The organism is Paraglaciecola sp. MB-3u-78 (assembly GCF_002835935.1).
Lineage (GTDB): Bacteria > Pseudomonadota > Gammaproteobacteria > Enterobacterales > Alteromonadaceae > Paraglaciecola.
This window is the reverse complement of record NZ_PJCF01000013.1, coordinates 210,220-235,823: the sequence shown is the minus strand read 5'-3', so window position 1 is coordinate 235,823 and position 25,604 is coordinate 210,220. Positions and strand designations below refer to the sequence as shown.

Here is a 25,604-nt window from a genome sequence, read left to right as displayed (position 1 = left end):
ATCAGTTGAATATAAAGTCACAAACTTAATAATGGATCGACAGGTCTATTGTTCCCAGTAAATAAGTTGTTATGAGATATTCGAGGCCCACTTCAATAGTGGGCTTTTTTTATGTGACGTAATTAGGATTGGAATATTAAATAGATGTTTTACTTCTAGATATTTATTTAATAGTTCGATTGTTAATTCAGTAGCACTTAATGACAAACTGCGTTATAAGTTGCAGCCTGCAAAAACATAACGGCTTTCCATTACACTGCTTTAACGGTTGCAAGTTTATTACCTAACTTCAACTATATTGGCATCTTTTTTTAAATAATTATTAACCCAAAAAAATTCATTCAAGGATTAAAAATGAAATCAAATTTATCTAAATTCACCCTAGTCAGTGCCCTCATCATATTATTTACAACAGGATGCACATCAACTACTTCAAAGGTTATTGAAACGCCTAAGGTGAACACCTATAACACAGCATATACGGGGGTAAAGAATAAAATTGTGGTGGGCAATTTTGTGAATAGGTCGAGTTTCCAAAATGGTATTTTTTCTTCTGGTACTGATAGGTTAGGTAGTCAAGCTAAAACAACTTTGTTGAGTCATTTACAGCAAACCAATCGTTTTTTGGTATTAGACCGAGATAATATGCAAATGTTAACAAGTGAAGCAAACTTTGCTGGTTCCGAGCAAACCATATCAGGTGCAAAATATGTTGTGACTGGAGATGTCACAGAATTTGGCCGTAAAAATGTAGGCGATAAACAGTTATTTGGTTTGCTCGGCAAAGGTAAATCACAAATTGCATACGCTAAAGTCACATTGAATATTGTTGATGTGAATACATCTGAGTTAGTTTACTCAGTACAAGGAGCAGGAGAATTTAGTTTGTCACAACGTGAGGTAGTCGGTTTTGGCAGTACTGCAGGGTACGACGCTACGCTAAATGGTAAAGTTCTCGATTTAGCGATCCGCGAAGCAGTTAACAACTTAGTAAATGGCATGGAAACCGGCAGTTGGAAAATATAATGAGGTTAAAAAACAGTGTCACCATTGTGTTGAGTTGTGCGACGATATTGATGTCAGGTTGCAAAACGACAGAGTCAATGTACTACTACGGTAATTATTCAGAAGCTGTTTATAGTTATTTTAAAGCAGATGAAACGCCAGTTAGCCAGCAAATCACCATTTTAGAAGAGGTTATCGCACAAGCGCGAGGTAAAGGTAAACCTGTCGCACCTGGGGTGCATGCTCATTTAGGTATGCTGTATTTTGAAAGCGGCAATAACGACCAAGGCACAAACCATTTTGAGCAAGAGAAAGCGTTATTTCCAGAGTCAGCAGCGTATATCGATTTTTTAATCAATCAATCTTCAGGGGCGAATATATGAAAGCCATACAATTAACCCTAATAGTATTGATTATGACCTTAGTCAGCGGCTGTGTTTCTGCACCTCCCGGCCATGATTACGCTGGATTTAGGGCTGCCGATCCACATTCAATTTTGGTTCTGCCACCCATCAATAAGTCAACAGAAGTGATTGCTCCTTATAGTGTTATGTCGCAAATGGTTGCGCCTATTGCCGAGTCTGGATTCTATGTATTTCCTGTTGCGTTGGTAGATCAAACCTTTAAAAATAATGGTTTAACTGTTGCTAACGATATTCATGCAGTGCCAGTGCAAAAGTTGTACGAAATATTCGCTGCCGATGCGGCTTTGTATTTAACCATTGAAGAATATGGAACAAGCTACATTTTGATTTCTAGCGACACAGTTGTCAGTGTTTCTGCCACGTTAGTGGACTTAAAAACCGGTACTGTCTTATGGCAAAATGTGGCTAGATCATCAAGTGCTGAAACAAGAGGCAATAGTGGAGGGGGCTTAGTTGGCATGTTGGTTGAAGCCGCGGTGAATCAAATTCTAGAAACAGTAACTGATAAAGGATTCGACATTGCTGCCATCGCTAATTCACGTCTGTTGTCTTCAGAAATGCATAATGGATTATTATACGGCCCCCGTTCGGCTAAGTATGGCCAACCAGCGACTAGCGAAAAACAATAAGAGTAGAGGTTAAGTTAACCCCATAAAAATCTATTGGCAACAATGTTTTGGTTAATAAAAAGCGAACCTCAAAGTTCGCTTTTTTATTGACTAAAAGTATCTTGTGGCAGGGTAAACTTAATACTGCGAATGGCTCATTCGACTCATCCAGTATTACATGGATTCAAGGGATGTATATTCTATAGCGCAGGGCGTTCAGTATTGATTGTTAGATTTGTTATCTGTACTGTCCGTTGCTAAGTAGTTTAAAATCGATAAAATGAGTTAAGGATAATTAACCTGAACTCTGGATAAGCCATACCGTCCAGCACCGTTATTATCAAGACTATCTTGGTTGAACTTGCTCTCAATAGCTCGCTATTCCTTCACAAGCTCGGCTAATACATTTTTAGACTCTTCCATTTTTAGCTCTTTGATGGTTTCCAATTAATTACAAAGGCATTCATTGTGATTAATTAGTGAAAAGTCAATTAAATCAATGCTTTGAATGGATGATGATTATACAAAACACCCAAAACATCCAAAACATTAAAGTGTTTAATCTCAGCGTAATCAACAAAGCAAAGTGGCAGAGCTGTTTTTTATCATTAGTTTTAAAATGAGCCATTCGGGCTTATTTGGGATTGGACGAGATGAATGCTGTTAAATAGGTGCACTGCTGAAATTTCAGGCTGTATGCTTAAGTAAAAAGGGGCAGGCCCTGACGAATCCCCACGAAATATACATAAAAAACAATGAGATAATTAGAAAGTAAAGTGAACATTCATAGTGTTTGGTGATCAGATCTATCGCCAAACAAAAATAATCACGGAAAACACTGTGAATGTAAAACAACTAATATCAAAATATTTATTAGATGTCACGCCAACCATGCACAAAATTCGTCGATTGAGTTTATTTGCAGCCATTGAAAGTACCATTAATGGTGGGGTACTTTCTGTTACTGGACTAGGTCGTAACATGGATACTCGTAAGCAGCATTTTCTCATTCGCGCATCGATTGCCACTCAAGGACGTTCATTAACGCTTTATGAAGAAATTCACCCATTGAGTCTTAAAGAGAAACCCAAAACACATCGGCTATTTATGCAAAAGTTAAAGGCGATGTTACCTCAAAATGTAACACCCGTTATCGTCACTGATGCAGGTTTTAGGATCCCTCAGTCACTGTCCCCTACAAACTGGATGCGGCTATATTCGAATTACAACTCGAACAGTTGCGAACAAGATCGATCATCACTAAGGGGCAAAGTGACAGCCATCTTATTTTGCAGATCAGCTTACCTTCACATCGAGGGCTAAACGACATCGCCGCTGATTATCTCTTGCAAGGTGTTATGCATATCTGGTTTGACTGGGATCATCTGTCGCTGTCATTCTTTAAACTGGTGAGTCTCTCCATTCCCCCTATCGAGGCCGTCATCGCTTTTTTTGTATTAGTCAATATCATAGAGACATTAAAGAATGTTGATAAATGTTACGATCATCCTAGATGAAGCAAACGAATTTCAAAGCAATGAGTTCGACAACAATGCCGCGTTTTAAGGAGCATAATGGCTAAAAAGTTTTACGCAGTACTAAAGGGCCATAAGGTTGGTATCTTCACTACATGGGCGGCCTGTCAGGCATCGACCAAGGGCTATTCTGGAGCTGCATTCAAATCATTCACTACTAAGGAAGAGGCTGACGAATACCTTGGGAACACGTCAACGTTACCCGGAACCTCACCCCCAAAGTCTACGCAAGGGACCGCAGTTGCCAATACTCCTGAGGGATTAACTGTGGTATTGGCCTATCAGTTCCCCATACAGATTTACACAGACGGTGCTTGCGATCCTAACCCAGGTGCGACGGGTTCTGGCCTTGTGGTCTATGAGTATGGAAAGTTAACTACCTTAAAGTATGGCTACCATTCACCAAAGGGTACAAATAACACCGCTGAATTAATCGCATTAAGAGAGGCCATTAAGTTAGCCCACTACTACATCGAAAAAGGTCAGCCAGTGGAAATCCTAAGCGACTCGGATTATTCCCTTAAAGCCGTCTTTGTTTGGTCAGAGGGTTGGGAGAAAAAGAACTGGACCAAGGGAGGGAGTGCCCCAATACAAAACCTTGAATTAATCAAAGAGTGTTACGCCCTTAGTCGCCCTCTAATCGGAAAGGTACAGATGACACACGTCAGGGCCCATTTAGGGACAGAGGGCAACGAACTCGCTGACCGCTTATCAGTACAAGCTCAATTGCAGCAGGTAACAGGTTGGGCGGACTACACCGATGAGATCTCCCCCCAGAAAATACTCGCCTTGAGTCGTGGCTAAGAGGTTAAAAGGACTGGCATTTTAAACCTAGAGAGTTGACTCACTAGAAAGTAAAAGATAAGAGAAATTGAACCACACAGGGCACAGAGGAAAAACAGGTATATTGGGTTAAGGAGCTAGAACTGTCTGGCTCTAATGTGCCAAAAGCTGACCTCCGCTAGCTCCCATATGAAATATCACTTTGGACTTATATTGCAGACATTAAACATTAAATTACTATGGAGTTCGAAAATGCAGAAAAAGCTGGCATCAACCAGCTTTCATATTGGTCAGTAAATAGCTTTACTTTGAAAACTGCCTAAACAAAAAGCAAACATACAAAGGTAAAGTGAAAAATGGTGCCAACATCATAAAGGCCAGAATCGGTCCCACTAATTGGGGAACAGGATCTACTGAACTGATCAACGTATATCCAAAAAGGTAAGGCAACAACATATAGGCCAAGGCAAAAGCGCTAAATACCCAGACCGACGGGTTAGATTTTTTCAAAAATAAATAAGCCGAACCAGCGAACAACATTGCCCAAAGAATGGATGGAATATTAATAAACATTGCAAGTTCAAGGTGAGATATACCACTCTCACTCCATGCAAGCCTCCAATATTCGGCATTAAACAATATGGAATGTACTTCACCCGCCATCAAAAGCTGCCATAGGTGCTCTGAAGGCTCCCGCATGTTTGATAACCAACCAACGAAAAATGTAATCGTTGGTAACGTCAGTACACATAAAACAATACTCAATACTTTTACAAAACCTGTTGTTTTCACCATTGCATTTTGACCATCCCAAATTGCCAATGCGGTTTGTCGTAGTAACCAGTTGGTTGACTCTTGATTAGTTTGTTGACGCTCGGTGTATTCTTCTTCCATATCGCCAATAAGTACGTCACGGTATATAGGATTTGCTAATCGAGACAATAACCACGTAGCTACTTTGGGCATTCCAGTGCTTTGTTCTTCACTTGAATTAGTACTGTTCATGACTCTCACCTCCTACTGTAAGTACAACGCCATGCCACATGCTATCCATGGCTCGCTTAGCGTGTTTGAGCGCTGTTTTACCTTCGGCAGTCACAGAAAAAAATCGTTTAGGTCTTCCGCCACGCTGAGCGGTTGCCTCTCCAAGTTTAGACACGACCAAGCTTTTTTTCTCCATTCGATCTAGAGTTGAGTACAAAGCTCCTAGCGCAACATCTCTGTCTATCTCAGCCTGTAAAAGCTGACGAATAGCTGCGCCATAGGCATTGGATTCTAATCGCAACAATGCGAGCAATACGATGTGTTCAAATTCACCTAACGTTTTTTGATTCATAATTACCTCCTAAGATTTCCTGCAATGTAGTTTTTTAAGGAGACTTTGCAAAAGCTATTACTACATTGTAGTAATTTGAAGGCATACATAGGTATATCAAACTATACACGCCAAAATAGACGATATATTCTATAAAAGCTGAAACCTCATATCTTTTGAGATAAAAGGAAAGAAAACTCATTCTCAATATTAGAGGAATATAAGTCTGCGGTGTGCTAGAACCAGACCCAAAAAATAGTGAGAACTAGTGTCTCCAATTCGCTCATTCCAGCGTTTGAAACTCGCTTTTCGAATGTCTGCAATCTTGGGCAAAGGAGTCGTTCGGCTAAGGTCAGGTTTGTCGGAAAACTTGCCACTAGGATTCCGACCGATAGCATCCACAAATATCAAAAAAGTTAACAATATATTCAGTTTGGGCTACGACCGTTCCTCGCTCATTGGAGCCATTCGCTGAGCGTCGCAAATGTGCCACTATGTACAGCTATACATAGTGGCACCTATGCACAGAAGCTAACTATGTATAGTTGTTGTTTTTGAAAATCCAAGACTCTCTATTCTATTGGGCTTCAGGCAAGGCCATGACCCATTAACTTGACATAGTTTTACCCGTATTCTGAAGTGGTAATCCACCCACCTCAGGAGACTGAAATGAACCCCAACTATCACTCAACCACTTGGCTTCTTGAAAGCCAACTGGCGGCATACGTTGACGCTTTCAAGCGTCGCTTTACGGAAGGTCGCTACGTCCCTACAACCGTTGACAATTACTTAGCCAGCATTGCCCACTTCGCTCACTGGTTAACTCAATCTGGAATCGATATTCATGGAATCGATGAACAAATAGTTCATCAGTTTCTTTATGAGCACCTGCCGCATTGCGACTGCGCAAGTCGGGTATACCGTGTTCGCAGAACATTACAAACTGCACTCAACCATCTTCTCAGCGTCCTACGCGCAAATGCAGTCATCGAAAAGCCGGCAATTGGCATGACGCCAGCAGATGAGGAATTACGCCGCTTCGATATGTATATGAGCCATGCTCGAGGGCTTGCGCCAAGTACGTGCCGACAGCGCCTTCGAGTCATTGCGCGTCTGCTGCTTGATAAATTCGCAAATAACACTGTGATAATTTCCGCGATGAATCCCGATGATGTGCGCAAGTTTGTCGCGAAGCAGAGCGAGTTGTGCAGCACCCCACTCAGTATTACTCCCACCATCTCGGCATTGAGTGGGTATTTTCGCTATCGCGCTACGCAAGGCGATCCAGTCCATCATCTAACTGGGGTTCTATGCCGCCCAGCTAAGTGGCAACTTGCTTCGTTGCCAAAGACGCTCAATAGCGTCGAGATCGAATGTTTGATTGGGTCACTTGAGCATGACGGCCCATCTGCACGCAGAGCTGCGGCCATCGTGCATTGTGCGTTGGGTCTTGGGCTGCGAAGTGGCGAAATAGCCAATCTCGGGCTAGATGATATCGACTGGCGTGCTGCCACCATTGCACTGCGAAGAACCAAGGGTTGCCGCGAAGATGTCATGCCTTTACCTGCAGCGATAGGTCGCGCCATTGCCGACTACCTAAGACTTGAACGACCACAAACCTCCAATCGTGCTGTTTTTGTGCGCAACATCGCTCCGCGCGATCAGGCAATTAGTCATCATCTAATCAGTAAAACAATACGACAGGCGTTTGCGCGAGCTGGTCTGCCGCACACACGGCCATACCTTCTGAGACACACGATGGCAAATCGTTTGCTCGAAGGTGGTAGTTCGCTCAAGGAAGTAGCGGATGTTCTGCGACATCGCTCGCTGAATACAACGATGATTTACGCCAAGCTCGACAGTAGAAATCTCGCTGCGGTCGCGCTACCTTGGCCAGGGAGCGCATTATGATTACCCACATTACGATGCAAATGCACGCAACCAATTACCTTGAAGAACGTCGCCGGCTTGGTTTTGATCTGCGCTCGGTAGGCTATTCTGTCAATAGTTTTGCAGGCTATGTTGACTCTCTTAATTTAGAGGGGCCACTGACCATCGAGGTCATGACCGCTTGGGCACAGTGCGACAAAGGAAATAGCGGCAATCCCAAGACATGGGCGCGGCGCCTGGGCAAGTTACGTCCATTTACCCGTTACCTGCAACAATTTGAACCGCTTACAGAAGTGCCTAACGACTTCACCTTTGGCCAAACCGGGCAGAGGCCAGCACCACATATCTATATTGAGCAGGAAGTCATCGAATTGCTGGCTGCAGCACGTAGTCTCGGCCCGTTCCCTGGATTACGAGGTGCAACCTACGAAACACTGTTTGGCTTAATGGCTTCGACAGGACTACGTGTTTCAGAAGCAGTAAATTTACTGGAGACAGATGTTGACCTGAAGGCGGGTATGCTGATTATCCGGATGACCAAGTTCGCCAAATCACGCTATGTGCCGATGCACCCGAGCGTGGTCAACGTACTCAGACGTTATCAATCCTTACGCAATTTACACATTGAATTTACCGAAGAAATGCCTTTCTTTGTGGGCACTCGCGGTCGTCGTAAAGGTCATTGTTTGGGATTGCGCCAGGTACATAGAGTCTTTGCGGGCTTGCGCGATCAATTAAAATGGCTCAATCGCGGCACTAACGATGCCCCTCGCATTCACGACCTGCGACACACATTTATCGTTAATCGCGTGATGCTTTGGCATTCTCAGGGCGTGAATGTCGATCAGCAGATGCTGGCATTGTCCACATATGTGGGGCACGCAAAGGTAACCAATACCTATTGGTATCTCAGCGGTGTACCGCAACTCATGACCGTGGTGGCAAATAAATTTGAAGCGTTTACGCAAATGCAGGGAGGTGAGCCATGTCTGAAATAATAGCGCCACGCTCTGTATCATTTGCATCCTTGATTCAGCAATTTTTTACCGAGTACCTGGTAAAACAGCGTGCAGTGAGTCCACGTACTATTGCTTCTTACCGGGATGCGATGATGTTGTTTCTGGATTTCGCGCATGAACGTTTGGGCAAGTCTCCGACAGCACTTAGCCTGTCGGACTTTGATCCGGATTTGATTCTGGCATTTCTGGATCACTTGGAAATTGACCGACACAATTCGGTTCGTAGTCGAAACCTCCGGCTGACCGCGTTACGTTCATTCCTGAAATTCGCGGCACGGCGTGATGTATCCTCTTTCTACTTCATCGAGAGTGCGCTGGGTGTACCGATGAAACGTTTTGAACGACCGATGCTTGGATTTCTGTCGCGCGAGGAGATGTTGGCAGTGCTGGGTCAGCCAGGCGATACATGGACATCCAAGCGTGACCATTTGTTGTTGACTTTGCTATACAACACCGGAGCGAGAGTCTCGGAAATTATCGGCATACGTGTCTGTGATGTTGTTTTGGATGTAGCAGCCTGTGTACACCTACTCGGCAAGGGACGTAAGCAACGCTCAACACCTTTGTGGAAAAGCACTGTTCAGGAAATTCGGGCTTGGCTTAAATACAACCCAACGTTTGGGAGGGATGCTGCCCTGCTGCCAAATCGTGCTGGACACGCAATGACACGCGGTAACGTATCGCAACGCCTCAATATCGCAGTAGTCAAGGCGACCGAGAAATTCAGCAGCTTATCCAAACGAAGTATTTCGCCGCACACAATTCGGCATACGACTGCAATGCATTTACTGCAATCAGGTGTCGATTTTAGTGTGATTGCGTTATGGCTCGGGCATGAAAGCATGATCACCACCCATCGATACGTAGAGGCAAACTTGGAGATGAAAACGAAGGCGCTGGCAAAGCTTCAAGAGCCCGATACAAAAATGCATCTCTATCATCCCGCAGATGACGAACTGATGCAGTTCCTGCAGTCGCTGTAAAATTATGTACAGTTCGCTACCAGCAGTGTCTAGTAGCGTATGGGGTGACGGGCAAAACTATACATAGTTAGCTTCTGTGCATAGGTGCCAAAAGCCGACATAAGGTTCTAGTCTAGAAAAGGCTTAAATCGACCTATAGCTGTCGTAATAGAATTCAAACTATCAGACTATATTGAGCGCAAAATCATCATACGATTAATCAAACTTGACTGACGGCAATGAGCGAGAAGCGGACGGTGGGAGGTGCTTGTTTTGAATTCTGAATTACGTTTCATTTTATCTATATCACGTTGACTTATTTTGTATGAGCATAATCAACGTTTGTTATTTTCACATTCCTTGCTAAAGTTCAGGCTCATCCCCGTTTAGTTTGCATTCAAGGTTAACGCTGTAATATGACCCTGTCGATCCGCTTTAGATATTTACTAGCCGTATTTCTGTTGGCAACGTTGGCCACCGCTTATTGGTTTTGGTTGTCGAAAATAATTATCCAACACGACCAAGATGCACAAATTATCAATGTATCCGGTCAACAGCGAATGTTAAGCCAACGGATCGCGCTGCTATCCAATCGAACTGATAAAGCAGGTGAAATCGATGTTGTTAACAAACAGCTCAAGGACGCCGTCACAACGTTTGCCAGTAACCATAATAAATTGACTAACGTAAAGAACATTTCAGATGGGGCTAAATCACTCTACTTCGGTGAAATTCAATTAGACGAGCGCTCTAAGACCTTGATCAATGTTGTGAGCAGTTTCATCAAAGGCTTGACGTCGCGAGAATCTCTCGTCCAACGGATTGCCGAGGTGGACACCGGCAGGCTCCTATATGATTTGAATTTGGTTGTTAGTGTCTTTGAAAACGATGCTCAAAAACGGGTTAGCTCGTTTTATCAGATTCAAACGTGGCTATGGGCGCTCACTATGATTTTGCTTATCCTAGTAGTGTTGTTTATTTTTGAGCCAATGAAAAGACTCATTACGCGACAAATTAGCGATTTAAAGCTCGTTGCTCATTACGACTTATTGACTAATCTACCTAATCGAGTGCTACTCGCAGAGCGCTTAAGCCAAGCAGTGAACCACTGTCAACGTCGCAATCAATCATTAGCCGTTGCGTTTATGGACTTAGATGGCTTCAAAGCCGTCAATGACCGCCACGGCCATAATGTGGGGGATGAACTACTCGTTGAAGTGGCACAGCGCATGAAAGAGGCGTTACGTGAAGGTGATACGCTGGCACGTATTGGCGGCGATGAATTTATTGCTGTCATTGTTGATTTGGAAAACATTGAAGATAGTGAGCCTGTATTAAAACGACTACTAAAGGCCGCTGCTGCTCCTGTTAATTTGGGTGATGCTGCACTGCAAGTTACAGCGAGTATTGGTGTCAGCGTTTATTCACAAGAAGACCATGTAGGTGCAGACATTCTCATGCGTCACGCAGACCAAGCCATGTATGTTGCTAAGCAAGCAGGTAAAAACCGTTATCATTTTTTTGATGCCGCACAAGATAATGCGAGCAAGACACACGGGCAAAGTATAGGCGATATTCGTTCAGCGTTGGATAGACGTGAGTTTTTACTGCACTATCAACCCAAGGTAAATATGCACACTGGCGAAGTGATAGGCGCAGAAGCTTTAATTCGCTGGCAGCATCCTGTCCGTGGTTTAGTCCCACCTTTAGAGTTCTTACCCGCTATAGAAGGCCATGCCGTTAGTCTGGAACTGGGTGAATGGGTCATAAATACCGCATTGAGCCAAATAAACCAGTGGCGAAGCATAGGAGTAAACCTAGCTATCAGTGTCAACATTAGTGCCTATCAACTACAACAAGTTAACTTCACAACTCGCTTAGCAGATTTGTTGGCAGCACATCCCGGAGTGCCCCCGCATTGTTTAGAATTTGAGATATTGGAGACCAGTGCGTTACATGACATCAGCCAAGTGTCTGCGACCATGAATGCATGCCATGAGCTTGGCGTACGCTTTGCTTTAGATGACTTTGGCACGGGGTATTCATCACTCACCTATCTCAAACGCCTGCCAGCGTACTTGATTAAAATCGACCAGAGTTTCGTGCGAGACATGTTAGAAGATGCCGACGATTTAGCGATTGTTGAAGGCGTAGTTGGTTTAGCTAAGGCATTCCGGCGTGACGTGATTGCAGAGGGAGTCGAAACCATCGAACACGGAGTAGCACTGCTGAAACTGGGCTGTGAGTTGGCGCAGGGTTATGGCATTGCTCGACCCATGCCTAGTGGTGATATTCCAGAATGGATCTCTAGCTGGAAAGCGGATGATTCTTGGCAGGCTAACTGACTTGACGACTGTTCCTCACCATAAGTGACCTTGTAGAGAAGTCGTGTATGTCCGCTTAATGGGACATGGCCGACGGATAGAGGAAGGTGATGTTGAAGGGTTTTAGCAGCAAAATACAGCAATGGAATTCTTCGTTCGTATGTCTGCTATGTCGGAACACCTGCCACTAGGATTCCGACCGATAGCATCCACAAATATCAAAAAAGTGAACAATATATTCAGTTTGGGTTACGACCGTTCCTCGCTCAAAGGAGTCATACTGTCAATTTCATCGACCGTCTGCTTTCTGCTATTTGGGATCGTTCATTGAAAGACCTACGAATGACCGTTGGCACAAAACAGTCAGAAAGTTAACATCTTTATTGTAATGTTTGTGACTCTAAAACAACAATATTGTTGTCTTGGGTCCAAAGTTAACAACGCTATTAATTTGCTGCTGTTTCTAGGTTCGCCCATTTACGGGCTCAAAGTAGTATTTTGTTAATAACTTTATTGTTCTCCCACATTCTGTCTAACTAACAACTAATTAACTGATCAGTTTAATATGCTTTTGGGGGATATGACGTTGGTTAAAAGAATAAAATTACTACCACAAAGATGCACAGAGGAAAAAACAAACAAGATGTTGAATCTTTTCCTCTGTGAAGCCTTAGCGCTCCTTTTCTCTGTGGTGATAAGCTTTTATCTTTTAGCTCGTAGCCCGAAGACCGGCGTTGTTACTTCTGTGTAACTAACCAGCTGATAAGCTCAACAGATTGATCTGGGGTCATATCGCGGGTGAATATAGCCTGATATTTTTCATTGATAATGATGGTAGGTACACTTCTTACACCCCGAGCAATTTTGTCGTTTTTGGTAACTTGACTACGGATCCCAAAACTAGAAATCATTTTTTCTAGCTTGACTGTGTCTGATCCTGTCGCTGCATAAACTGCAAGGATGTCAGCTTTGCTGGCAATTTTTGTTCTTTTTTGATGGATAGCATTAAATAACGCTTTATTGAACAGCACATCGGTTTTTAGTGCTTTTGCAGCTAACATTACGGCTGTTGCATCATTCTGGGTGTCTTTAGATGTGCTGCCATTAAAATTTACATGTACCTTTTGAAAGGGAACGTGTGCGGGTAGGGCGCGTTTAATCTGCGGCACTATGGTTTCAAATGCGTTACAAGCGGGGCACCAAAATGAAAAGACCTCTTGCACTTTAGGTGTCGCGCTCGCCTCTTTGGCGATCACTTTATAATGAGTACCTTCTTGCCACTTGGCTTGGGCTAAAGAATTGAATGAAACTAAACATAAAAACACCATTAAACATGACCGGCGCATAAAAACTCTCTTAAAGTTTATTTATCAATTTTGAGGTTAAAAAGGAAAACGCCAGTTGCTAAACAACTGGCTCAAGGACTGATTATATTTACGAAAATGTAATTATTTTTTGTTTGATAAGAATACAATCAAATCAACCATCTCGTCTTGTTTCATATCGCGAGTAAAGGTAGCTTGATATTTACCATTTACAATAAAGTTTGGTACGCTACTAACGTTTTTCTTGTATTCTTGAATAGTCTTATTATTCATCTTTAACCTACTATTTACGCCAAAACTAGAGATCATTTTGTCAAATTCTTCTGGCTCTACACCATTTACCAAAAAGATATTTTTTAAGTCTGAAAGACTTGTTATAGCCGAGCGGGATTCATGTATATTTTTAAATATGGCTTGATTAAGCTCATCTGCTTTATTCAACTCTCTGGCTACCATCATTGCTTTAGTGGCATCATCTTGAATGGCTTTGCTGGTAAAGCCCATAAAATTCACATGTACTTTTTTGAATTCAACATCATCAGCCAGTTTGGTTTTCATGTTTTTGACTATAGGTTCAAAATTAAAGCAGTGTGGGCACCAAAATGAAAAGAATTCTAATACTTCTTTTTTCTCAGTAGCTTGGTCATCAATGACATTATAATGTGTACCTTCTCGCCACTTTTCCTGAGCACAAGCATTGAGCGGCAGTAATAAAGCCAAACTGAGTAACAATAATATTTTTTTCATAACGTCTCACAACTTATTTTCAGAATTATGAGCAGATTAACATAGCTACCCAAAAAATCCGATAGGACTTTGTAAAGCAATGTTAATAGAAGTAATAATTTTAAGAAGTTATAAAAAAGGTCGCAACTAGTGCGACCATTATAGGATATCGCATTATTTAGAAAACCTAACTTAATCCCACTCTAAACAAGTTGAGTCAGCACTTGGATTATATATCATCACTTAGAATCGACAACTCGGTCTTTAGTGCAATGTGAGCTCCGAAAAATTAAAAGTACTCACAAATCAGGGTACAAAAATTTACTTATTTCTTGTACCTTCACTGGGGCGTTTTCAGCATCAACTGATTCAACTCTGAAGCTAAATTCAGTGGACTCTTGAGTTAATTTATTTGGATTGATTGCGATGCTTAGAGGTAAATTAAATACTTCTCCTCCTGTAACTGTTACTTCATCTTCACCAATATAAGTGTGCCCTTCAAGATTATCTATGTATATATGATAGCGTTGTGTGCGCTGAGATTTATTCAGAATTTTTAAAGTAAATACATTCTCAATAAGTCCATAACCTGTTTCCCGGTACATAGGAACTCTGTCTTTTATAATGTCTATTTCCAAAGGTTTTCTAGATGCAATTTCGAATACCAACAGCCCCAACATTAATAATAAAACAATGCCATAGCCGATTAATTTAGGACGAAATATTTTTGTCTTACCCCCTGATAATTCTGTTTCTGAGGTAAAACTAATCAAACCTTTGGGGTAGTTCATCTTTTCCATTACACCATTGCAGGCATCTACACAGGCTCCGCAATTTATGCATTCATATTGCAAACCGTTGCGAATATCTATTCCAGTAGGACAAACTTGAACACATAGGTTGCAATCAATACAATCACCTAAGCCTTTGGCTTGATTCTCCTCATGGCTGACTTTTCGTCCTCTGGGTCCCCGTTGTTCTCCACGAGAGGTGTTATACGCAACGGTAAATGTGTCTTTGTCGAACATTGCAGATTGAAAACGTGCGTAGGGGCATATGTGGGTACACATGATTTCGCGCATCCATCCGGCGTTACCATAGGTGCAAAAAGTGAAAAATAGCACCCAAAAGACTACCCAAAAACCACTTGAAAAAGTGAAAAATTCTATAAATAAAAGGTCAATTGGTGTGAAGTAGCCAACAAAAGTTAAAGCAGTAAGTAAAGCAATCCCAACCCAAGCAACATGTTTAAGGCTTTTGCGCCACAGCTTGTCAAAGTCCATTTTTCTTTCATCTAGCTTCATTCGTTTGTGGCGACTGCCTTCAATTTTTTCCTCAAACCAGATATATAAAAAGGTCCAGGTAGTTTGCGGGCACATAAAACCACACCAAACACGACCAGCAAATGTGGTGACAAAAAATAGTGCAAAAGCGGCCACTATTAAAATCCATGCCAATAACGTCAAATCTTGTGGCCATAGTGTTAAGCTAAATATAGTAAAACGCTGTGCACCAAAATCAAATAACACAGCTTGGCTGCCATTAAAATGTATCCAAGGTAGAAGTGCAAAACCGCCTAAAAAAAACAGTCCAAAAAAGCGACGTATATTTTCCAACATGCCTGTGACCGCTCGCACGTATATTCTGCTGCGAGGAGTATAGGAATTATCATGCTTATTTTTATCTGGGCGGTGTACTTTTACGGGTGAGATGTTTTTTACGGGAATTCGCTCACTCATTGGGTGTCCTTGGTATATCAAAAAAAGTAGATGTTGAGAGTTCAACATGCTGATAACGTTAAGAGTATATCAGCATGTTAACTACCGTGCTTGATCCAGCCTTGTCCAATATGAAATGAGTCTTAACTAATTGCGTGTTTCCAAAATGAAATGCGTCTAAAGACTTAAATTCTGTTCATGATCATAAGATGCAAGCGATCATGAATATAGAAAACCTCACCACTATTGAAGAGCTTGAACGCTTTATTCAAGGTAACCAAGCCGTCGCCTTTACCGTTTTAGGTGATAAAAATCAGCGATATCAATTCATTCAAAAAACATTGATAAAATTTCGCTATATCACGTTAAAAAAAACCGACAAAGGGATCGTCAATCAATACCTTAAAAAGGTGACAGGCTACTCGCGGCAGCAACTCACTCGATTGATAAAACAATACAAGGACGTCGGCAGAATTAACTGGCAACCTTGCCGAACTAACGGCTTTTCAACCATTTACAGTACAAAGGATATTAAGCTACTGGCTGAAATGGACGCAAGGCATGATGATATCTGTGGTCATGCCACTAAAAAGCTGTTGGAGCGTGCCTACAATACGTTTGAGCAATCAGAATACCAAATGCTTGCCACTATCTCTGTTTCACATTTATATAACTTGAGGCACTCTCAAGGCTACCAAAAACAACGCAGACACTTCACAAAAACACAATCAAGACAAGTGCCTATTGGCGAACGGCGTAAACCTCAACCCAACGGCGAGCCTGGCTATATTCGTATTGATACCGTGCACCAAGGAGACCTAGATAAACAAAAAGGCGTGTATCATATTAATGCAGTTGATGAGGTGACACAGTTTGAGGTTGTTTGCTCAGTTGAACGTATTAGTGAGCGTTACCTCATTCCAGTACTAACGCAAATGATGGCCGCATTTCCTTTTATTATCAAAGGGTTTCATTCAGATAATGGCTCTGAATACATCAACAAACACGTGTGTAAATTACTCACCAAACTTGAAATAGAGCTCACTAAATCACGCTCAAGACACTCAAACGATAATGCCTTAGCAGAAAGTAAAAATGCATCAATTGTAAGAAAACAGTTTGGTTACACACATATTCCACAGAAATGGGCACCGTTAATCAATACGTTTAATTTAAAATATCTTTACCCGTATATCAATTATCATAGACCTTGTTTCTTTCCTGAAGTCACCACTGATGATAAAGGGAAACAACGTAAAACTTACCCTTACAAAAGTATGATGACGCCCTATGAAAAACTAAAATCTTTACCCAATGCCAAAACATATTTGAAAGCAGACTTTCATTTTGAAATACTAGATGAGCAAGCTATGGAAATGACAGATAATGCTTGTGCTGAATTACTTCAAAAAGAACGTAATGAATTATTTAACCAGATCTTTGAACAGAATAAACGAGCCTAAAAATTTACTTACTTAAGACTCATTTGTTAATTGGAATATACTCCCGTGGTGACAGCTGTATTTGCGGGTAGGTTTGTGGTTACTTATTTGTGGTGTTCATGAGATTTGCGAAATATTTGTCGTTAAGGTGAGTAAGTAAGCAGACCTTTGGTGCTGAACTCTGGATAGGAAGATGCGAAAGGCCTTGCCTCAACATATACTATGTTCAAGCATCATTGCGATTTTCGTGTGTCATGCGCCAAAGTCAAAATCTCTTTGGATGGTGAAATCATCAACCATAACTTGCTCTAAAGCTTCGACTGGCGGTGCTCTGGTATTGTTATCAGTGATGGGTGAGCCTTGTTTGTCTATATACGACAATATCTTGTGGATGATGGCAGGTTCAATTATACAGGCAATTATCGTCACATTATGCCTTTGACATTTTTCACATTCGGTAAAAGGGCTATCCATTTAGAGCAACCAACCACTAGATGTAGTGTTTATCTACTTTTGATTTTTTTGTAAGTGAGCGGTTTAGTTACTATTGATTGTTCGAGTAATCGATAAAATAATAATCCTCTAGAACGAGACTTTCTTCTATTAAACCTGAATGTATACTCATCCAAGTAGTAATCTAATTGTTTAGGCTGAACAGCACCTTGATAGGTTCCCAATAGCCAACGTTTCAATAAAGAAGCAACTCTGTGAACCCCAGGCATAGTTTCATGAGCTGGTTTATCTGAGCCAAGGTGAACTGTTTTCTTTCTTGAATGCCCCATCTCATTCAATGAGCTATAAGCTTGTGACCCATCAGTACAGATTTTACAGTTAGGTTCAATGACATCACTTATGAATTGTTCAATATTCTTTTTTGTTGCTCTATCTACCTGTCGTAATCTGATGCGACCAAATCCTTTTGGCTCTAATAACTCTATAGCAATTAGAACAACAGATTTTGTTTTATCTTGTTGATTTTCAGTGGAAGTTTTATGAACTATTCCACCAACGAAAGTTTCATCTACTTCAACAATACCAGATAATGACGTGGTTAACTAGATCCGACTACCTCAGTTAAGACATAATAAGCTTAACTGGAGATAGATAATGACAGCACGTAAGAAATACTCAAAAGAATTTAAATTGGATGCCATCGCATTGGTGGTAGAGCAAAAATACAGTCGAGTCGAGGCCGCTAGGAATTTAGGCCTCAGTCCTCAGATACTCGGTCGTTGGCTCAAAGAGGCCGAAGACGATGATGGTCATGCTTTTCGAGGTAACGGCACCCTGACACCCGAACAAGCCGAAATCCGCAGCTTGAAGGGGCAAGTCAAGCGTCTCGAAATGGAGCGTGAAATATTAAAAAAAGCGACGGTCTTCTTTGCCAAAGAAACGAAGTGAAGTATTCGTTTATTACCCGATATAAGAAGACCTGGCCTGTGCGCTTAATGTGCAGGCTGCTCGGTGTACAAAGTAACAATTATTACAGTTATCAGAAGCGTCAAACGAATAAACCTGATGATCTAACGCATCAAGAGATGCTGGAATGGGTAAAGGATATCGCCAAGTTCAGCGATAATACCTATGGCGAACGACGCATTCAAAAAGTATTGAATGCGCTGAGCTTTCCTGTGAGTCGCAGGAAAACAGCCCAATTGATGAAAGAAGCAGGCGTGTGGGTGCGGTATAAAAAGAAATATAAAGCCACCACCAACAGTGACCATAAAAAGCCTATTTATGACAATGTACTTAAGCAAGACTTTGTAGCACAAAAGCCTGACCAAGCTTATGTGCAAGATATCACCTACGTTTGGACATCAGAAGGCTGGTTGTATTTAGCTGTGGTGATTGATTTATATTCACGCAAAGTCGTGGGTTGGAGTATGAGTTCAAGAATGAAGGCCAGTTTAGTCTGTGACGCATTAACCATGGCGATATGGCAACGACAACCGAAAGCAGGATTGATTGTGCATTCAGATCAAGGCGTACAGTACGCCAGCAAAGCTTATCGACGCCTTATAAAGACATATGGTTTTGTAGGGAGCATGAGTAAAAAAGGATGTTGCTGGGACAATGCTGTAGCAGAAAGTTTCTTTGGAAGCCTAAAACAAGAGCGGGTGCATTGGCGCAATTACTCAACACGATTTAGCGCCCAACAAGATATATTGAATTACATGACCATGTGGTACAACAGCCATAGACTTCATTCGTACTTGGATTACCAAAGTCCTAATGACTTTGAAAGAGAAAACAATGAATTACAAAAAGTAGCTTAACTAAGGTGGTCGTATTAGGTTGACCACGTCATAACTTATCTCTTTCTGGGTTTACCATAGCATGGCGTAATCTATGCAGTATTGTCCAAGCCGTTTGGTAACTACCAAGTCCAAGTAAACGTTGCATACCAAGCGCACTGACTCCATTTTTCTGATTTGTTAAATACCAAACAGCAGCAAACCAATTTTTTAGAGGGGTTCTGGTCTTATCAAAAATAGTACCTGCTGTTACAGAAGTTTGCTTACGGCATTTAACACATTTAAATTTATTTTTTGGAAGACTATATGGAACACTTTCGCTAAAACAGTTTGGGCAAATAAAACCATTAGGCCAGCGAAGTTTTTTTAAATAACTTAGGCATGATTGTTCATCGTGAAAGCAGTTCATAAACTGATCCCAGTTTTTAGGGTAATCAATGCCTGCTTTGAGTGATTTGGATTCTTTGCTCATCACTACATATTGACACTGGTTGCTCTAAATGGATAGCCCTTATGTTTATACAGTATAGGTGTGTTTTTTTATTGTCGGTATGCGGAACTTTATAGTGCAAAGATATGGGCATTAGTGGTTGAAAAACTAATTAGCCGAATTAGCTAACGTCCGCTATAGGTCGTTTGCTGCCCTTTTGGGCTGCGAACTAGACTGACAAATTATCGCGAAAATCAGTTTAACTGTAGTGACTCCGAATGGTGGGTATTGGCACTCAGGCGACAAACAGCTTCGAGCGATATATAGTCATACGACGGAATGAAAGGCAATTGACACCTTGGCGCCCATCGCGTGCTCTGGACTTTACAATCATACAAGGTAATCTAGCTTGCTAAGTTGTCGACCTTGTAAGTTCGCACTAGTACACTGTTAGCATACTCAGCCAATAGATAGAGGAAGTCGTGGAGATTTTTACACTAGAAATATCTTTTCCTTTTGATTCAGAATACGAACCTTGGGTACGGGTAGTTGAAGTTAAAGAAAACTTTAGCCTTGGGCAATTGCATGATTGTATTCAAGAAATAGTGGCGTTTGATAATGATCACTTGTATGAGTTTTATATCGGTAAAAATAGGAGAAATAAATCCGGCGCCATTTCAGAGGATACGAAGCTGAATGAAATATATCCTATGACTGGGTTCAAGCTTTATTACCTATTCGACTACGGAGATAATTGGCTTTTCCAGATCAAAAAATCAAGAAAACGTGTTGCAGAAGATAGTAAAGTAAAATACCCGAGGATTGTTAAGTCAGCTGGTATTAATCCAGAGCAATATCCAGAATATGAAGAGTAAAAGTACTAACAAGGCTGTCAATCGGACATTTTTTGCTTCGCTCCGTTTTGGGGTGGCTTCGCCACTTTACCCCAAAACTCCACTACACAAAAATGTGCATTACAGCGGCGTTAGGTGCCAGTGTAAACTCAAGCATTCGAGACAATAATGGATAAATATGATCCTGCTAATCCAATAGGTTCAGAAGAATGGTTAGCACTAGATGAAGCTAAACAAATAGAATTGGTTCGTGACTTTCATGCAGAACTAGATCTTGAAATGCCAGTTGATGCTTTGTCGATACATTTATCCATTCATGTAATAGTTGAGAATCAATTAGCGATGGGTGTTGAGCTGATACCTGAAACAATCGCCAAACTTACAAGACAAGGCTTGAATCGCCATGAAGCAATCCATGTTATTGGAGCAATACTATCAGAAGATATTTTTGACCTCGTAAAGGGTAATATTGAAGAGTTTTCGCCAACTAAGTACAGGAGAAGGCTTGAAAAAATTACAGCTAAAAGATGGCTAAAGGGGAAATATTAAAATTAGCCCCTAACAAGAATTTAAAGCAGGACTGCTAACAGTTTGCTCAATTCCGCTTCGCTACACATTTTAGCAAACTATTATCCGTCCATTAAATAGGCGTTAACGACCGTCCGCTTTTGAATAGCGCCATAGATTAAAACGAAAATCCCTCGACTGTCCGCAATGGTGGTAAACGAGATCGTCAAAACCAGTTTTTTCGAGCCACCGCTATGGCCGCTCATAGCACAAAGTTCTCCGTAAGGTTTCAGCTCGACTGTCTGCTTTTAGGCTGTGAGTTCAATCGGTCAATGCAGTCCATCTGAACTTCCGCAAATGGCTATCTGCTGACCTTAAAATCAAGCAATAACTAATGTCTCGATTGCGCACGAAGTCTCTAACGCTTGATGAATATAAGCGAAAATTTTGCAACCACTTGGATTGTTTTAGCTGATGAATTGGCCTTCTTTATGTCAATTAAGATTTTTATAGTTACGGTCTATGGCAGGTACACCCAAAATAGAACGTCGAGTATCCACCAATACGTTTTATCTTAAGCGCCTTTCAAAAAAAGTTCTTCATATTCTTAGAGCATCAAATTACAAAAAACTTAAACTTGTAACAATTCAACATAACAAGATAAATAAAGATTTAGGGCAGCCAATAAATCTTAAGAGCAACTATATTTAGTTGCATTTAGTACGTATTATGATAGACTGAGCGTATATGGTTTAGGGATTAATATGAGCAAACAAGAAAAACTAATCGCAAGGTTTATGGTCGCGAGTACCGGCTTTAAATGGACAGAATTAGTAAAAATGCTTAAAGGGCTGGGGTATTGCGTTATCGAAGGGAACGGCTCTCGAGTTAAGTTTGATAATGATAATCCTGAGCAATTATTAAATTTGCATAAGCCGCATCCTGGAAATGAACTGAAAGAATACTCTGTAAAACAGATCAGAGAAAAACTGAAAGAATACAAGTTAATTTAATGAGAGTCATATTATGAAGATGTTAAAACATAAGGGATATTTTGGCTCAATAGAGGCTAGTATCGAGGATAATTGCTTATTTGGTAAATTGGAGTTCATTAGTCCTTTAATTAATTATGAAGGAGAAACAATCGCGAAACTTGAGGCGGCATTTAAAGAGGCTGTAGAAGACTACCTGTCGGATTGTGCTGTTAATGCTGTTGAACCTGCAACGCCTTGTAAGGGCTCGTTTAATGTTCGCATTGGCCACAAATTACACTTAGCGGCCATGGTCGCCGCAAAAGAAAACAATGTTAGCTTGAATGATTTTGTTAAACGACAAGTTGAAAGCGGTATTAATCATTAGTTTTTGCGCTGCTTTCGGCCCAATCTGATCAGTCTACGATAGGTACACCCTATATGTACTATTGGACTTAAATAAAGATTTAACGGACAGCTAGCCGAACTAATCAACGAACGGCCCTAATTAGCAGATTGCGAACAGTGAAGGAATGTATCGTATGACTCCTTTGAGCCTAATACCGGACAGTCAATGCTCGCTGGGAGAGTTATCAAGTCTGCCAATAACCGGACTGTCAGGTTTTATTCCTAAATTGCAAATGCGAACGCTTTGCTGCCACCACTCGGTAAAACCGCTACACCTCGCTGTGAATCTGCAACTTGGTTTCGAGGTGCATGACAGCCGGCGCAATGTGCTGCACCGTAAAATAAGTATTTACCTCGTGCAATGATGTCAGGATCAGTGCTTGCTGAAATAACAGGATACGGCGCTTCGTACTGGGGTGCTTGGTTATGGTAAATAAAGGCCACTGCAACAAGTACAGAAAACAGTAAAATTGTGCCAAGCCATTTGAGCGTCTTAAGAATAATGTTCATAGTCGTTGTTTTTGTAACATCAGTCGCTTATCAAGAATTTACTGTGAATTATTAAATTAAGCAAATCTAACTACTAACTTCCTAATTACTTGGCAAAAACAAAAATTGATATCTAAACCAAGTTACCAAGTTAATTACAATGACTACAACTACAACTCTATTATCACATTGTACTTGTTGATTATGCTGGGACTGGGTACTTTATTATTTTGGGTGTCTAGGTTATTTTTCAGCCCCTCTAGTTGTCGATTTAATTCAGTCTGGTGACCCTATCTTGTGACCCTGGAGCAACGGGTGAATTAAGCCCGAAGTACGTTACCAGCGCATCGAGATCAATTTCGCCACCAAGTCTATTCGTACCTTCTTTAAGAACAGAGAAATTATCACCACCTTCTGCTAGGAAGCTGTTTACTGTTACCCTATAGCTTGAAGTCAGATCAATTGGAAAGCCATTGATGACAATAGAGGCAGCATCAACTCGATCCCCTTCAACCGCATTAGCGTCCCATACATAGGTAAAACCATTGGACACCTGTAAAATTCGCGGAGAGCTCTGACCTACCCATTGTTGCTCTAACAAGGTGTCAATCTGTTCACCTGTTAAACTCATGGTTACAAGACTATTACCAAATGGTTGTGTTGAAAACGCTTCGCTAAAAGTAACTTCACTGTCAGCCTCGGGTCCACTCGTCAAGAAAAGAAAGTCATTGCGAATACCACCTGGATTCATGAAAGCGACTACCGCGTCACCAAAACCAACCAGTGCAGTCGACTGCAGTTGGGCGTCGGCGATGATATCACCAAGTGAGGATTCGCCTGCTATATTGCCTTCTCTTAGAATATCGGCGGTAATCGAGCCAATAACGGAATTAGCGAGTGTTTCAGAGAGAGCGTCGTACTTGTCTATGAGCGATGTTACCGCTGAGTCAGGAACAATACCTTCCTGCAGATTTGGTCTATTGTTGATTGACATTACAGTCATATCATTACTATGACGGTCTAATATTACGTCGATTTCGGTGAATAGTCGACCGCGATTGTCCGCCATAGTCACCCATTTCCCATCAATTTCACAGACAAACTCATCGTTGGTGTGTCCAGTGATAACTAAGTCGACAGCATAATCTAATAGCGGAACGATATCTGCTATGGGTCCGGTCAATCCAGAACCACAATCATTAAGCCCGCCATCAGATCGCCCGCCTTCGTGCAGCAGAACTACGATGGCCTCAATATTATCCTGCTGAAGTATAGGAACAAGCGCGTTTACCGTATCAACTTCATCCTGAAAAGAAAGTCCGACGACACCAGTAGGTGAAACGACTGTCGGCACTGCTTCTAAGGTCATTCCTATAAACGCTACCTTAATACCTTGGTAATCACGTATAGAATACGAAGGGAAGAGCGTCTCGCCTGTTGCATCAACAACGACGTTAGCTGACAAAAATTCAAAATCGGCTCCTAAAAATTCGTCACCGTCGAAATCACCATCAACGGGATGGCTACCACCATTCTGCATACGCAGTAATTCGTCAGGGCCTTCGTCAAACTCATGGTTGCCTAAAGCGTTGATATCTAAACCTATCAAGTTCATTGCTTCGATCGTTGGCTCATCATGAAAGAGTGAAGAGACAAGTGGCGAGGCACCGATCAAATCCCCTGCGGATACGAATATAGAGTTATCCGCCAAAGATTTTGCAGCCTGTATGTTGGCCGAGAGAAAGTCCGCACGACCTGTCCCGCCAAAGCTGCCCGATGAGGTAGCGATATTGCCGTGAAAATCATTGATGGCTAGTATTTTAAGTTCAACTTCATCAGGAAACGCTTGTTCGCAATTTCCGGCTATGTCGCCATGGGCAAGATGGGCTTTCATAGCCTTATTATTTATGTTCAGAGTATGGTAATTAGACGGGTCATCAGGCGGTATATGACACACCTCCATTTTTGTATTACCTTTAGCGTTTGCCGTGGTGGTTGTATTCAATAAAGTACTGACCAACAATAATATTATATAGCTGTATTTCATTATTCTCATCCTTTGAGAGAAAGGTGTTAAAGGAAACTGCTAGCGGGTGTTTGACCTAGACATTATAGTTAATGTTTTTTCTTTACACTTAAATCTGTGTTTTTAATTTGCAAGTTATTAAAAAATCAATGAATTACATATTGTTTGTTATTGATACTCTGTATAAATTTCAACTAATACGGCGAAACATAGCGATTTTTTACTTCCATATTGACATCTATTTTATATTCTTAAGGGAATGAAAGTCGGCTATTTATCGTCTATTACTCAACCGTTTTTACGTAATTCAGAATTCAAGACAAGCACCTCCCGCTGTTGTGCAAAACAGTAATAGCCTTGACAGTCTTCGACTGTCCTTTGATCGCTCAAAACGGAAATAAACGAAAAAAATTGCTACGTCCGGTTTCTTGGGCATAGCAGTCATTTGAGAATTAAATCAGGCAGCTCTGAGCCTAATACCGGACAGTCGAGTGTTAAACCTGAAGGAGAACTTTGTGGCAATTTTGTTCATTGAATTTAAGCGGATTTTGCGACAAAACTTACCAACAGCGGGTTTAACATAGTTG

The 25,604-nt window shown here is 41.4% G+C and carries 22 protein-coding genes and 3 pseudogenes; 15 read left to right on the top strand and 10 right to left on the bottom strand.

All coding sequences use genetic code 11. The features are described from left to right. Positions 1-354 precede the first annotated feature (354 nt). The 5 genes and pseudogenes from CXF95_RS24930 (at position 355) to CXF95_RS24910 (ending at position 4,377) form a co-directional block, all read left to right on the top strand. On the top strand, positions 355-1,026 hold the full coding sequence (locus CXF95_RS24930; protein ID WP_101201193.1) for a CsgG/HfaB family protein: 672 nt from the start codon (positions 355-357) through the stop codon (positions 1,024-1,026). After that, positions 1,026-1,388 (top strand): DUF4810 domain-containing protein, encoded by a 363-nt coding sequence (locus CXF95_RS24925; RefSeq protein WP_101201192.1) that lies wholly within the window; start codon positions 1,026-1,028, stop codon positions 1,386-1,388. Before CXF95_RS24930 ends, CXF95_RS24925 begins: the two co-directional genes overlap by 1 nt. Beyond that, positions 1,385-2,059, top strand: coding sequence for a DUF799 domain-containing protein (locus tag CXF95_RS24920; protein WP_101201191.1), 675 nt, complete (start codon positions 1,385-1,387; stop codon positions 2,057-2,059). Before CXF95_RS24925 ends, CXF95_RS24920 begins: the two co-directional genes overlap by 4 nt. Positions 2,060-2,878: 819 nt before the next feature. Then, positions 2,879-3,220, top strand: a pseudogene (locus CXF95_RS24915) (IS4 family transposase); the annotation flags it as partial. Positions 3,221-3,612: 392 nt separating this feature from the next. Continuing rightward, positions 3,613-4,377 carry a ribonuclease H family protein gene (locus tag CXF95_RS24910; protein WP_101201190.1) on the top strand — a complete coding sequence of 255 codons (765 nt, stop codon included), beginning with the start codon at positions 3,613-3,615 and terminating at the stop codon, positions 4,375-4,377. 282 nt (positions 4,378-4,659) lie between these two features. Here CXF95_RS24910 and CXF95_RS24905 read toward each other — a convergent pair whose 3' ends face one another. Both CXF95_RS24905 and CXF95_RS24900 read right to left on the bottom strand, forming a co-directional pair. Then, complete coding sequence (locus CXF95_RS24905; RefSeq protein WP_101201189.1) at positions 4,660-5,361, bottom strand: hypothetical protein; 702 nt, start codon at positions 5,359-5,361, stop codon at positions 4,660-4,662. Next, positions 5,348-5,692: a PadR family transcriptional regulator gene (locus CXF95_RS24900; protein WP_101201188.1), complete on the bottom strand. Its 345-nt coding sequence runs from the start codon at positions 5,690-5,692 to the stop codon at positions 5,348-5,350. The genes CXF95_RS24905 and CXF95_RS24900 overlap by 14 nt, the downstream gene beginning before the upstream one ends. A gap of 648 nt (positions 5,693-6,340) precedes the next feature. Between CXF95_RS24900 and CXF95_RS24895 the strand changes: the two genes are divergently transcribed. The 4 genes from CXF95_RS24895 (at position 6,341) to CXF95_RS24880 (ending at position 11,887) form a co-directional block, all read left to right on the top strand. Further along, entirely contained in the window at positions 6,341-7,582 is a 1,242-nt protein-coding gene (locus CXF95_RS24895; protein WP_101201089.1) for a site-specific integrase, read from the top strand. Further along, positions 7,579-8,559, top strand: coding sequence for a tyrosine-type recombinase/integrase (locus tag CXF95_RS24890; protein ID WP_101201090.1), 981 nt, complete (start codon positions 7,579-7,581; stop codon positions 8,557-8,559). The genes CXF95_RS24895 and CXF95_RS24890 overlap by 4 nt, the downstream gene beginning before the upstream one ends. After that, on the top strand, positions 8,547-9,563 hold the full coding sequence (locus CXF95_RS24885) for a tyrosine-type recombinase/integrase (RefSeq protein WP_101201091.1): 1,017 nt from the start codon (positions 8,547-8,549) through the stop codon (positions 9,561-9,563). The genes CXF95_RS24890 and CXF95_RS24885 overlap by 13 nt, the downstream gene beginning before the upstream one ends. 395 nt (positions 9,564-9,958) lie before the next feature. Then, positions 9,959-11,887, top strand: coding sequence for an EAL domain-containing protein (locus CXF95_RS24880; RefSeq protein ID WP_101201187.1), 1,929 nt, complete (start codon positions 9,959-9,961; stop codon positions 11,885-11,887). A gap of 716 nt (positions 11,888-12,603) precedes the next feature. On the opposite strand, the gene CXF95_RS24875 is transcribed toward CXF95_RS24880, so the two are convergent. The 3 genes from CXF95_RS24875 to ccoG form a co-directional block, all read right to left on the bottom strand. Then, positions 12,604-13,212 (bottom strand): thiol:disulfide interchange protein DsbA/DsbL, encoded by a 609-nt coding sequence (locus tag CXF95_RS24875; RefSeq protein ID WP_101201186.1) that lies wholly within the window; start codon positions 13,210-13,212, stop codon positions 12,604-12,606. A 102-nt stretch (positions 13,213-13,314) separates the two neighbouring features. After that, positions 13,315-13,938, bottom strand: coding sequence for a thiol:disulfide interchange protein DsbA/DsbL (locus CXF95_RS24870; RefSeq protein ID WP_101201185.1), 624 nt, complete (start codon positions 13,936-13,938; stop codon positions 13,315-13,317). A gap of 278 nt (positions 13,939-14,216) precedes the next feature. Next, positions 14,217-15,656 (bottom strand): cytochrome c oxidase accessory protein CcoG, encoded by a 1,440-nt coding sequence (gene ccoG, locus CXF95_RS24865; protein ID WP_101201184.1) that lies wholly within the window; start codon positions 15,654-15,656, stop codon positions 14,217-14,219. A gap of 188 nt (positions 15,657-15,844) precedes the next feature. On the opposite strand from ccoG, the gene CXF95_RS24860 reads away from it, so the two are divergent. Next, positions 15,845-17,098, top strand: a complete 1,254-nt coding sequence (locus tag CXF95_RS24860) for a DDE-type integrase/transposase/recombinase (protein WP_101196919.1) — start codon at positions 15,845-15,847, stop codon at positions 17,096-17,098. 231 nt (positions 17,099-17,329) lie between these two features. On the opposite strand, the gene CXF95_RS24855 is transcribed toward CXF95_RS24860, so the two are convergent. Further along, positions 17,330-17,551: a hypothetical protein gene (locus CXF95_RS24855; protein ID WP_101201183.1), complete on the bottom strand. Its 222-nt coding sequence runs from the start codon at positions 17,549-17,551 to the stop codon at positions 17,330-17,332. A 29-nt stretch (positions 17,552-17,580) separates the two neighbouring features. After that, positions 17,581-18,120: pseudogene (locus CXF95_RS24850) on the bottom strand (IS1595 family transposase); the annotation flags it as partial. Positions 18,121-18,184: 64 nt separating this feature from the next. Here CXF95_RS24850 and CXF95_RS24845 point away from each other — a divergent pair. Beyond that, positions 18,185-19,353, top strand: a protein-coding gene (locus CXF95_RS24845; RefSeq protein ID WP_101198285.1) for an IS3 family transposase whose coding sequence is annotated in 2 segments (ribosomal slippage) — positions 18,185-18,431 and positions 18,431-19,353 — 1,170 coding nt in all. Because the reading frame shifts where the segments join, the coding sequence is not laid out codon by codon here. A gap of 31 nt (positions 19,354-19,384) precedes the next feature. On the opposite strand, the pseudogene CXF95_RS24840 reads toward CXF95_RS24845, so the two are convergent. After that, a pseudogene (locus tag CXF95_RS24840) lies at positions 19,385-19,804 on the bottom strand (transposase); the annotation flags it as partial. Positions 19,805-20,244: 440 nt separating this feature from the next. Between CXF95_RS24840 and CXF95_RS24835 the strand changes: the two are divergent. The 4 genes from CXF95_RS24835 (at position 20,245) to CXF95_RS24820 (ending at position 22,482) form a co-directional block, all read left to right on the top strand. After that, on the top strand, positions 20,245-20,637 hold the full coding sequence (locus tag CXF95_RS24835; RefSeq protein ID WP_101201181.1) for a hypothetical protein: 393 nt from the start codon (positions 20,245-20,247) through the stop codon (positions 20,635-20,637). 147 nt (positions 20,638-20,784) lie between these two features. Continuing rightward, positions 20,785-21,165 carry a hypothetical protein gene (locus tag CXF95_RS24830; protein WP_101201180.1) on the top strand — a complete coding sequence of 127 codons (381 nt, stop codon included), beginning with the start codon at positions 20,785-20,787 and terminating at the stop codon, positions 21,163-21,165. 722 nt (positions 21,166-21,887) lie between these two features. Then, positions 21,888-22,136, top strand: a complete 249-nt coding sequence (locus CXF95_RS24825; RefSeq protein ID WP_101201179.1) for a type II toxin-antitoxin system HicA family toxin — start codon at positions 21,888-21,890, stop codon at positions 22,134-22,136. Between the two features lie 13 nt (positions 22,137-22,149). Beyond that, a complete protein-coding gene (locus tag CXF95_RS24820; RefSeq protein ID WP_232788028.1) occupies positions 22,150-22,482 on the top strand; it encodes a type II toxin-antitoxin system HicB family antitoxin in 333 nt (110 codons plus the stop codon). A 242-nt stretch (positions 22,483-22,724) separates the two neighbouring features. Here CXF95_RS24820 and CXF95_RS24815 read toward each other — a convergent pair whose 3' ends face one another. Further along, a complete protein-coding gene (locus CXF95_RS24815) occupies positions 22,725-23,012 on the bottom strand; it encodes a hypothetical protein (protein ID WP_101201177.1) in 288 nt (95 codons plus the stop codon). 250 nt (positions 23,013-23,262) lie between these two features. Continuing rightward, positions 23,263-25,038: a bifunctional UDP-sugar hydrolase/5'-nucleotidase gene (locus tag CXF95_RS24810; RefSeq protein ID WP_198556695.1), complete on the bottom strand. Its 1,776-nt coding sequence runs from the start codon at positions 25,036-25,038 to the stop codon at positions 23,263-23,265. Positions 25,039-25,604 lie beyond the last annotated feature (566 nt).

Excerpts from the sequence above, each read along its gene's own strand:
- CXF95_RS24930 (WP_101201193.1), top strand. The coding sequence starts at position 355 with ATGAAATCAAATTTATCTAAATTCACCCTAGTCAGTGCCCTCATCATA.
- CXF95_RS24925 (WP_101201192.1), top strand. The coding sequence starts at position 1,026 with ATGAGGTTAAAAAACAGTGTCACCATTGTGTTGAGTTGTGCGACGATA.
- CXF95_RS24920 (WP_101201191.1), top strand. The coding sequence starts at position 1,385 with ATGAAAGCCATACAATTAACCCTAATAGTATTGATTATGACCTTAGTC.
- CXF95_RS24910 (WP_101201190.1), top strand. The coding sequence starts at position 3,613 with ATGGCTAAAAAGTTTTACGCAGTACTAAAGGGCCATAAGGTTGGTATC.
- CXF95_RS24905 (WP_101201189.1), bottom strand. The coding sequence starts at position 5,361 with ATGAACAGTACTAATTCAAGTGAAGAACAAAGCACTGGAATGCCCAAA.
- CXF95_RS24900 (WP_101201188.1), bottom strand. The coding sequence starts at position 5,692 with ATGAATCAAAAAACGTTAGGTGAATTTGAACACATCGTATTGCTCGCA.
- CXF95_RS24895 (WP_101201089.1), top strand. The coding sequence starts at position 6,341 with ATGAACCCCAACTATCACTCAACCACTTGGCTTCTTGAAAGCCAACTG.
- CXF95_RS24890 (WP_101201090.1), top strand. The coding sequence starts at position 7,579 with ATGATTACCCACATTACGATGCAAATGCACGCAACCAATTACCTTGAA.
- CXF95_RS24885 (WP_101201091.1), top strand. The coding sequence starts at position 8,547 with ATGTCTGAAATAATAGCGCCACGCTCTGTATCATTTGCATCCTTGATT.
- CXF95_RS24880 (WP_101201187.1), top strand. The coding sequence starts at position 9,959 with ATGACCCTGTCGATCCGCTTTAGATATTTACTAGCCGTATTTCTGTTG.
- CXF95_RS24875 (WP_101201186.1), bottom strand. The coding sequence starts at position 13,212 with ATGCGCCGGTCATGTTTAATGGTGTTTTTATGTTTAGTTTCATTCAAT.
- CXF95_RS24870 (WP_101201185.1), bottom strand. The coding sequence starts at position 13,938 with ATGAAAAAAATATTATTGTTACTCAGTTTGGCTTTATTACTGCCGCTC.
- ccoG (WP_101201184.1), bottom strand. The coding sequence starts at position 15,656 with ATGAGTGAGCGAATTCCCGTAAAAAACATCTCACCCGTAAAAGTACAC.
- CXF95_RS24860 (WP_101196919.1), top strand. The coding sequence starts at position 15,845 with ATGCAAGCGATCATGAATATAGAAAACCTCACCACTATTGAAGAGCTT.
- CXF95_RS24855 (WP_101201183.1), bottom strand. The coding sequence starts at position 17,551 with ATGGATAGCCCTTTTACCGAATGTGAAAAATGTCAAAGGCATAATGTG.
- CXF95_RS24830 (WP_101201180.1), top strand. The coding sequence starts at position 20,785 with ATGGATAAATATGATCCTGCTAATCCAATAGGTTCAGAAGAATGGTTA.
- CXF95_RS24825 (WP_101201179.1), top strand. The coding sequence starts at position 21,888 with ATGAGCAAACAAGAAAAACTAATCGCAAGGTTTATGGTCGCGAGTACC.
- CXF95_RS24820 (WP_232788028.1), top strand. The coding sequence starts at position 22,150 with ATGAAGATGTTAAAACATAAGGGATATTTTGGCTCAATAGAGGCTAGT.
- CXF95_RS24815 (WP_101201177.1), bottom strand. The coding sequence starts at position 23,012 with ATGAACATTATTCTTAAGACGCTCAAATGGCTTGGCACAATTTTACTG.
- CXF95_RS24810 (WP_198556695.1), bottom strand. The coding sequence starts at position 25,038 with ATGAAATACAGCTATATAATATTATTGTTGGTCAGTACTTTATTGAAT.